At 70.6% G+C, this 5,675-nt stretch carries 5 protein-coding genes; 2 read left to right on the top strand and 3 right to left on the bottom strand.

The window, feature by feature from the left end:
* Nucleotides 1-151 precede the first annotated feature (151 nt).
* Nucleotides 152-466 (bottom strand): STAS domain-containing protein, encoded by a 315-nt coding sequence (locus AB0G50_RS27915; protein ID WP_360113932.1) that lies wholly within the window; start codon nt 464-466, stop codon nt 152-154.
* Nucleotides 467-602: 136 nt separating this feature from the next.
* Here AB0G50_RS27915 and AB0G50_RS27910 point away from each other — a divergent pair, with 136 nt between their 5' ends.
* Complete coding sequence (locus AB0G50_RS27910; RefSeq protein ID WP_360113929.1) at nt 603-986, top strand: ATP-binding protein; 384 nt, start codon at nt 603-605, stop codon at nt 984-986.
* Nucleotides 987-1,085: 99 nt separating this feature from the next.
* Here the strand turns inward: AB0G50_RS27910 and AB0G50_RS27905 are convergent, their stop codons facing one another.
* A complete protein-coding gene (locus AB0G50_RS27905; protein WP_360113926.1) occupies nt 1,086-2,606 on the bottom strand; it encodes a trypsin-like serine protease in 1,521 nt (506 codons plus the stop codon).
* Between the two features lie 362 nt (nt 2,607-2,968).
* On the opposite strand from AB0G50_RS27905, the gene AB0G50_RS27900 reads away from it, so the two are divergent.
* A complete protein-coding gene (locus tag AB0G50_RS27900; protein ID WP_360113923.1) occupies nt 2,969-3,493 on the top strand; it encodes a DUF6069 family protein in 525 nt (174 codons plus the stop codon).
* Nucleotides 3,494-3,573: 80 nt separating this feature from the next.
* On the opposite strand, the gene AB0G50_RS27895 is transcribed toward AB0G50_RS27900, so the two are convergent.
* Nucleotides 3,574-5,121 (bottom strand): S8 family serine peptidase, encoded by a 1,548-nt coding sequence (locus tag AB0G50_RS27895; protein ID WP_360113920.1) that lies wholly within the window; start codon nt 5,119-5,121, stop codon nt 3,574-3,576.
* Between the last annotated feature and the right edge of the window lie 554 nt (nt 5,122-5,675).

Below are 5,675 nucleotides of genomic sequence, written 5' to 3'. Positions count from 1 at the left end.
GCCCCCGTGCCAAATGCGGTTGGGCTTCGCCCAGGCCATACGGGGAGAACACGAGGCCCCGGCGTTAAGGCAAGCGCGCCTTCGGCGCTTAAGGCTGGGGTGGTGGGGGGCGGCTGGGGTTGGTGGGGGTGGCGGGGGGTAGGTGGTGAGGTTAGGTGGTGGCGTCGGTTACCGACGGGTGGATGTGCATTACCTCGGTCAGTTCCGTCAGCCTGAAGAGTTTGTGCACCGACGGTTGGAGGGCGGCCATTCGGAAACCGTCGTTGAGCCTTCGGTGCCAGTCCAGCATCAGGGAGAGGCCGGTGGTGTCCATGAACGGGACGCCGCTCAGGTCTACCACCACGTGGGTGCCCGGGGTGTCCTCGAGGTGGTCGGACAGGACTGGCACGGTGTCCGCGTCCAGTTCTCCCGACACCGCGACGACCGTCCAGTCGCCCCGGACCTCACTGCGCACCTGCAAGTCCATGGAGCCCGCGCCTTCCCACGAGTGGCCTCGTGTCGCTACCGATCGTGCAGCACGACGCCTCCGGGCGCGACCACTGGGTGGTTGAAGTGGCGGATGTGCGACGATGCGGGTGTCTGCCGATCAACGGGAGCGGATTGTGCGCAACGAGCCAGCGACGCCGGTGGCGGCCACGCTGCCCGCAACGGGCGGCTCGTCGGCACGGGCGCGGCAGGTCGTGCGGGAGGCCGCGGCGGCGTGGGGGTTGGGCGAGGAACTGGTGGAGGACGCCGAGTTGGTCGTCACCGAGCTGGTGTCCAACGGGGTCGACCACGCGACCGGGCCGTTGGAGCTGACGGTGGCGCGCACCGAGGCCGGCCTGCGGATCGAGGTGGCCGACCGGTCGCCCGAACTGCCCAAGCCCCAACCGGTCCAGGTGGAGTCGGTGCGCGGGCGCGGGCTCGTGATCGTGGCCGCGTTGAGCCGGGCCTGGGGCGCCACGCCGACCGACACCGGCAAGTCCGTGTGGGCCGAGCTGTCCTGAGGACGAACGCGCGACAGCGAGGCCCGACTGCTTCCGGGCCCCGCTGTCGTGGAGAAGACGCGCGCGGTGCTAATCCGCGCTGGACGGTGCTAGTCGGTGCTAGTCCGTGTATGCCCCGGAGACACCGAACCGCGTCACCGAGAGGGTGAACGTGGTGGTGCCGCTCTTGCCGTCGGCCGAGGTGGCCTTGATCGTCACCGGGTAGCTGCCCGCCGGCGTGGAGAACGCCGTCCACACCAGCACGGAACTGCTGCCGCCCTGGGCGATGCTCGCCGGGTTGAACTGGACCGAGCCGCCGGCCGGCACACCCGACGCGGTCAGCGTCAAGGCGCCCGTGCCACCGGTGGCGGACACCGAGAACTGGGCGAAGAGACCCGGTCGCACGCTGCCCGAGGACGGGTTGGCGGTCACCTTCACGTCACCGCCCGGCGGGTTCTGCCCGCCGTCCTCGACGGTCAGCGACACCGCGGTGGTCGCGGACTTCCCGGCCGCGTTGGTGCCCGTCACGGTCACGGTGTACGTGCCGTTGGCGGTGCTCGCCGCCGCCTCGATCGTCAGCTTGGCGTTCGAGCCCGTCTGCACGCTCGTCGGCTGGAACGTCGCCTTCGCGCCGGTCGGCAGCCCCGACGCGGACAGCGTCACGTTCTCCGCGCCGGTGGAGCCCGCGACCGTGGTGATCGTGGTGGACGCGTACTTGCCGGCGGTGACCTTCAGGCTCGCGGGCGACGCGCCGAGGGTGAAGTCCGGCGCGGGCACGGTGCCGCCCACCTCCTGCTTGACCCAGTCGCCCATGTCGTTGGTCAACCGGCCGTACACGCTGTACCACTTGAAGTCGCTGCGGCTCCAGGACGCGACGCCGACGACCTTGCCCTCCACGATCAGCGGACCGCCGCTGTCGCCGGGCAGGATGGTGGTGCGGCCGTCGGAGTAGCCGGCGCAGATCATGGTGGCGGACTTGAACCCCGCGCCGACGCCCTGGCAGACCTTGTCGCCGTCCACGATCGGCAGGGTCGCCTTGTCGAGGGTGACGTCCTTCAGGTTGTCGTCGAAGTCCTTCTTGCCGTACCCGAAGCCGAGGCCGTTCTTGCCGGGCACCGCGAGGCCGGAGTCCGCGGACGTGGCGAACTGCGCGTACTTGCCGCCGCGCACCGGGATGTCGTCGGCGACGGTCACCACGGCCACGTCGTAGCCCTGGTCGAAGTTGACGTACTTCGGGTGCTTCTTGTACGTCACCACGTTCGTCTTGAACCCGCCGGGCGAGTTCAGGTCGTCCAGGCCGTACACGAAGCTCTTGTCGCCGGCGGCGTCGGCGCAGTGCGCGGCGATGAGGATCTTGCGCGGCGCGACGACCGTGCCGGTGCAGGTTTGACCCTGCGGCCGGGTCCCACCGGCGCGCAGGCCCGCGATGATCGCGGGGAACTCGTCAACCGTCGCGTCCTGACCGTTGTGGAACGAGGCCGACGGACCCGAGGGCGCGGGAACGGTGTCGCCCTCGTAGTTGGCCGCGGGTGCGTTCCCGACGGCGGCGGGTTCGGCGGTCGCGCTCGTCAGCGGCAGGAGCGGCAGGAGCACCGCCGCGGCGACGAGCGGGAGAAGGCCTTGGGGACGTGGTCGTGTCACGATTGCTTCCCTTCCAGGCGAAAGCCGCTCTTGCAGGGTCGAGCGGCGAAGCCCACTGTCGAGGCGGGCCCGTCGGGGATCAATCAGGGTCGGGATCCGTAGGGGTACCTCAAAATTGCCGGCACCGGCGAACGCGGCGAACCCGGTGTCCGACCGGACGATCCGCCCGGTCCGAGTGGCGCACTCCCCCGGCGAAGCGCCTCCCCGGTTCGGCCGGCCGTCGGGGTTCACGGGGCTTGATCGGCCGTCGGGTGACCGCCGAACGGGTGGGGCGCGCGGACTCGCGGCGGGTTGCAGGTGGGAAACGGCGCGGAGCGGGTATCCCTGGGGGTGGAGTGCGTTCCCGGGACCAAGGAGAAGTCATGGCCGACTACCGGTCTCGCCGCGACGAGACGCCGGAGGAGACCTCGGTGCTGCCGCAGCAGGGCGAGTGGGAGCCGCAACCCCGGCGGGTGCGGCCCGAGCGGCGGTACGACACGGCCAAGTTGTGGGCCGGTGGCGCGGCGACGGCGTTGGTGGCCGGGCTGGTCGCCGTGGTCGGCATCCTGTTCGCGCGCGGGCTGCTCGGCATCGCCGTGCTGGCGCCCAAGGGCGAGGGCGCGTGGGGCAACGCGAACACGCTCACCTACGCGCTGGTGACCGCCGCGTGCGCGCTGGCGGCGACCGGGCTGGTGCAGTTGCTGCTCGCGACGACGCCCAACGCGACGCGGTTCTTCACCTGGATCATGGTGCTGCTGACCGCGATCGCGGTCGTGCTGCCGCTGAGCCTGACCGTCGAGGTGGAGAGCCGGGTGTTCACCGCGATCCTCAACGCGCTGATCGGGCTCGCGATCACCGGGCTGGTCGTCGGCGTGGCGAGCAACGCCCGGCTGCGCTGGACCGACTGACCGCCGACCTCGCGGGGCAGAGCGACGGGCGGGACCGTGTGGAGGTCCCGCCCGTCGCCACCCTCGTCCGCCGGTCGGTCCTAGAAGGAGATCCCCCAGGTGTCGAGGGTGCCGGTGTCGAACGCGTAGACGTCCTTCACCTGCAACCTCCACGTGCCGTTGCGGGTTTCCCCCGCGGTGTTCGCGGTGAAGGTCTCGTGCACGCCCGCCGCCGAGCCGACCCCGCCCGCCTTGCGCAGCGGGATCACCGCTCCGCTCGGCGCGACCAGGTCGATCTGGAGGTCACCGGTGTAGCCGTGGACGACGTCCACCTTCACCGGTGTCGAGGACGTGCCGTTGCCCGGGCAGTTCGCGACGACGACGGAGGTCCCGACCGCCGCGCCCGCGTCCGGGATCGCCACGTCGTCGCCGTTCGTCCCGCCCGAGCACGTCGGCGGGTTGGGGTCGCCGCCGCCGAACGACGCCGTGTACAGCAGCTTGTTCGGCGAGCCCGACCCCGGGTTCTTGACCACGTTCGGCGTCGACGCGTCGGTCAACGCCTTGAGCACCTGCGCCGGTGTCGCCGACGGGTTCCCCGCCAGGTACAGCGCGGCGCCGCCCGCCACGTGCGGTGACGCCATGGACGTCCCGCTCATGGTGGCGTTCGCCGTGTCGCCGGAGATGCCCGCCGACACGACGTTGTTGCCCGGCGCGAAGATGTCCACGCACGAGCCGTAGTTGGAGAACGAGGCCCGGTTGTCCTGGTTGTCCGTGGCGCCGACCGCGATCACGGTGGTGTTGCGGGCCGGACCGGTGTTGCAGGCGTCGGCGGAGCTGTTGCCCGCCGCCACCACGAACGTCACGCCCGCCTGGTTCAGCCGGCCGATCGCCTCGTCCCCGATCCCGGCGGTGTCGAAGGTGAAGCTGCCGTTGACGACGGCGGGTTTCACCGCGTTCTTGGCGATCCACTCGATGCCCTCGACGCCGTCGGAGTCGGGCGCGGTGCCGTCGCAGCCGAGGATGCGCACGGCGACCAGCTTGGTCTTCTTGGCGACACCGTAGGTCTTGCCGCCGATCGTGCCGGACACGTGGGTGCCGTGGCCGAAGCAGTCCTGCGCGGTGCCGTCCTCGTCGACGAAGTCGTACCCGTCGGAGGCGCGGCCCTCGAACTCCGCGTGGGTCTTGCGGATGCCCGAGTCGAGCACGTAGGTCGTCACGGTCGACGCCGTCGTGTTGTAGGTGTACTTCTGGTCCAGCGGCAGGCTCTTCTGGTCCACCCGGTCGATGCCCCAGGTCGCCCCGGTCTGGGTGTCGGCGGCACGCGCCGTGCCGTCCTGGAAGACCGTCCGGACCGCCGGGTCGGCGGCCAACCGACGGGCCTGGACGTCCGACAGGTCCTTCACCAGGAACCCGTGCATCGCCGCGGTGAACACGGTCTTGAGCCTGCCCCCGTACTTGCCGACCAGACCGCCCGACGTGGTGGCGATCTGGGAGCCCCCGGTGTCCTTCAACGACACCAGGAAGCTGCCGGCAACGGGGTGGGAGGCCTTCACGTAGTCGGCCTCCGCCTGCTGGGCGGACGCGGGTGGCGCGACGCCCAGTGCGGCCAGGGCGGCGACAACCGCCCCGACCCGGAATGTGGTGCCCATTCGTATTCCTCCACGAACGCAGGGGTGGACGCACCCGCGGCGCGGGGGAGACGACAACCGCGCCGCGGGTGCGAGATCGTGTGGAACCCTTGTGGTGCAACCCTTCCGAGCAGCGGCAGGTGCCCGGAGGGCACCCGGCGGGCGTCGAGGCGCGACGGGGTCACCGCCGTGCCCGGGCCGACCGGGTCGATCAGGGGGCCGCCGGCGCGGCGACCGCCGCCGTGAACCCGTATCCGTACCCGACACCGAGCGACATCGTGGCGTTGGTGTCGACCCCGAGGACGACAACCCGGCTCCGGGTCGAGCGATCCGGTCGCATCGGCAGCACTCCGTTCACCTGGGCCGCCGTGCAGGAGGAGGAGAACGGGCGGCCACCTGGAACCACCATCGGGTGACGGCCGCCACCGAACAATCCGGATACCGATACGTAGGGCTACGCAAACTAAAGATGCCGTGACCGAGTCGGTGGTGGCCTCGCCCCGACGGAGCCGCCGCAAGATTGTTGACAGAAAGAATCCTAGAACAATAGGATTGTTGAACAATACCCTCAAACG

It is taken from the genome of Actinosynnema sp. NPDC020468 (assembly GCF_040642015.1).
Lineage (GTDB): Bacteria > Actinomycetota > Actinomycetes > Mycobacteriales > Pseudonocardiaceae > Actinosynnema.
Note: the sequence above shows the minus strand (reverse complement) of the source record. Positions and strands in the feature narration are given on the sequence as shown.